This window comes from Paramesorhizobium leguminum (assembly GCF_003217235.1).
Classification (GTDB): domain Bacteria; phylum Pseudomonadota; class Alphaproteobacteria; order Rhizobiales; family Rhizobiaceae; genus Paramesorhizobium; species Paramesorhizobium leguminum.
In genome coordinates this window covers 1-2343 of sequence record NZ_QJTF01000055.1, presented here as the reverse complement: position 1 = coordinate 2343, position 2343 = coordinate 1, and the positions used below count along the sequence as shown (strand labels likewise).

4 protein-coding genes are annotated in these 2343 nt (G+C 51.3%); all 4 read left to right on the top strand.

Going from position 1 to position 2343, the window contains the following annotated elements:
- On the top strand, positions 1 to 699 hold a 699-nt coding region (locus C7477_RS18580), incomplete at its 5' end, for a bacteriophage T4 gp5 trimerisation domain-containing protein (protein WP_425373601.1).
- 10 nt (positions 700 to 709) lie between these two features.
- Positions 710 to 1789, top strand: coding sequence for a polymorphic toxin type 44 domain-containing protein (locus C7477_RS18575; protein ID WP_110754815.1), 1080 nt, complete (start codon positions 710 to 712; stop codon positions 1787 to 1789).
- A 1-nt stretch (position 1790) separates the two neighbouring features.
- Positions 1791 to 2240 (top strand): hypothetical protein, encoded by a 450-nt coding sequence (locus tag C7477_RS18570; RefSeq protein WP_110754814.1) that lies wholly within the window; start codon positions 1791 to 1793, stop codon positions 2238 to 2240.
- Positions 2241 to 2343, top strand: a 103-nt coding sequence (locus C7477_RS19400; protein ID WP_146226130.1) for a contractile injection system protein, VgrG/Pvc8 family, incomplete at its 3' end; no start/stop codon positions are given. It lies immediately after the preceding gene.

Sequence of the window (2343 nt, the reverse complement as noted above, 5' to 3'; positions counted from 1 at the left end):
AACAAGACCAAGATGGTCATAAGGTCGGATACGCATAAGGCGAAGGGGAAGGTCGGCTTCAATGAGATCAGCTTCGAGGATGAGAATGGACGGGAGGAGATCTACGTCCACGCCGAGAAGGACCGTAACGAAAAGGTCAATCACAACCATACCGAACGTATCGACAACAACTGGGTGCAGTCGGTGGGGCATAACAAGGCCATCGAAGTCACCAACAACCACGACGAAGTGATCGGCGGCAACATGACGCTCAGCGTCGGGCCATCCGGCATCGGCTCCATCGTCAATGCCGCGTTCACCAAATTGACGGCGGGGATTTCCGGCGTGGCCAAGGGGCTTGGCTTGCCCGCCCTGTTCAATCCCGGCGAGGGGAACATGGGGCTTTTTGTAGAGAAGAACAAATCCGAGACGGTTGGGCTAGTTTCGGCTGATCAGATCGGCGTTGGTCGATATTTCACGGTCGGCCAGACGTTCGAGGTTTCCAGCGGATCATCCATCGCCTTCACCGCCGAAGAGAAACTAACCGAGAGCGTCGGCAAAATAAGGCTTATCGAGGCCGGAGAAGAATTCACCGTTTCGGTCGGCCCTGTGCGGATTTCCGCCAATGCGAAGGGGGAACTCTACCTCGATGCGCCGAAGATTTTCATCAATGGCTCCGAGCTTGTGGACGTCAAGTCCCGCAAGATCAAGCTGAATTGAGGTTCTCGACATGAAACAATATTGGTTGACGATCAAACTCAAGCCGCATGCGACGCATCCCGTGACGCACAGCTCGCCGATGCGGTTGAAGGCTTATTTCGACGAAAGCCCACCCTCGGGAGAGCGCCCGCCATTGCGCGCCCCCGCGGAGAAGGGTTCGCTCCAGCCTCTGCTACCCAGCGGCAGTCAAGTGTTCCATTTTCTTCTCACCGCGGAAGAATACAATTCCGGAAATTTCGAGCTTTACGTCTGGGTCGAGCCATATGGAGCAGCGGCGTTGCGCTTGCCGGGCGTGATGGACGACAAGGCAACCGGTCGGTTGAAATTGACGGCGAAGAACACCAGGAAAGGCGGGCTTCCGCTGCCCCCGCCGAATTCCAAGCCGGTCGATGAGCAAATCATTGTCGAAACCGTGGAACTGACTAATTCCGTTGCCCAGTGGACGGCGGATCAAATGAACGCCAATGCGGCGTCGGCGGAAGCCCAAGCGATGAGCAAGCTCGCCGCGCAGGAGAAGCGGATGGCAGCGCTTGAGGAGCAGGCGAGAGCCGCAGCCTCGTCCGGCGGCTTTCTGGAGCGGCTTGGCGCACAACAGATCAGCCAATCAGCGGTGGCAAATGCTGGTAATGCGAGTTTGGCACGGAACTTTATCATGGGACGCAAGGGGCATCCCGATGACACGCCAGCGCAGTATGGCGGATGGGGAAAGATTATAGAGAAAAGAGAATTCTGGAAAGGAGCACAGCTCGTCAAATCCGGCGTATTGAATACAGTGCTTGGAGGCGGAGGCGAATGGGACCTTAAACCGCTGATTAATTCTACGTGGGGGGACAGTATTAGGTTCGGAAACAGAGAATATTACATCACAAACGACCATTTCTCCAATTTGCATTATGGTTATGTAGCCGGGGCAAGCGGCTTCACTTCCGCCGAAGCTAACGCTCTGGCGAATTTTCTGGAGGACGATACCCCACTTGATCGCCATGTTACCACTAAAGGTGTCAATCTATATCATCGGAAAAAATTCGTATCATGGAATGACGTTGTATCTTTGCTTGATACTGACTCTCGCCTACATACGGAGAAATGAGATGAAAATACTAAAAAACGTAGCTAGTTTGATGTGGTTGGCTTTGGCATTTGCGGTGAACGCATCAAGCTCGTTATTGTTTATACTTTTTATTGGATATGTATCAACTCCATATATAAAAGAAATAATTGTCGATTCATTATATCGGAAATTTACTAATGACATGTATGTTATTGCTGTCTATGTTATGATTATTTTTATAGCCGTCATCCATTTTCCGTCTGGTTTGTTTGGGCGATTCCAGCTTTATGTGCTCCTTCTTCGATCAATTTCATGTGTGTTAGCTCTTATGGGACTTGCAACGCTTTTTTATGATGAACGTAACATTGTCCTAGAAATACTAATTGTTCTATTTGTTTCACCTATCCCTATAATGACGATGGTTCTATCGATCAGATCGATGGCAAGCATGATCCACAATAATCGTGACGGGAAAAGTGGAATATGGTGAATGCCCATGCTGCACCGGCTCGACCATGGCTCGGACAGCCGCATCTTCCAGAATGTTTCGGTGCCCGACATCATCCGCACGGTGTTGAAGGAATGCGGCGTCG

Coding starts and splice junctions, on each gene's coding strand:
- C7477_RS18575 (WP_110754815.1), top strand. CDS start 710: ATGAAACAATATTGGTTGACGATCAAACTCAAGCCGCATGCGACGCAT.
- C7477_RS18570 (WP_110754814.1), top strand. CDS start 1,791: ATGAAAATACTAAAAAACGTAGCTAGTTTGATGTGGTTGGCTTTGGCA.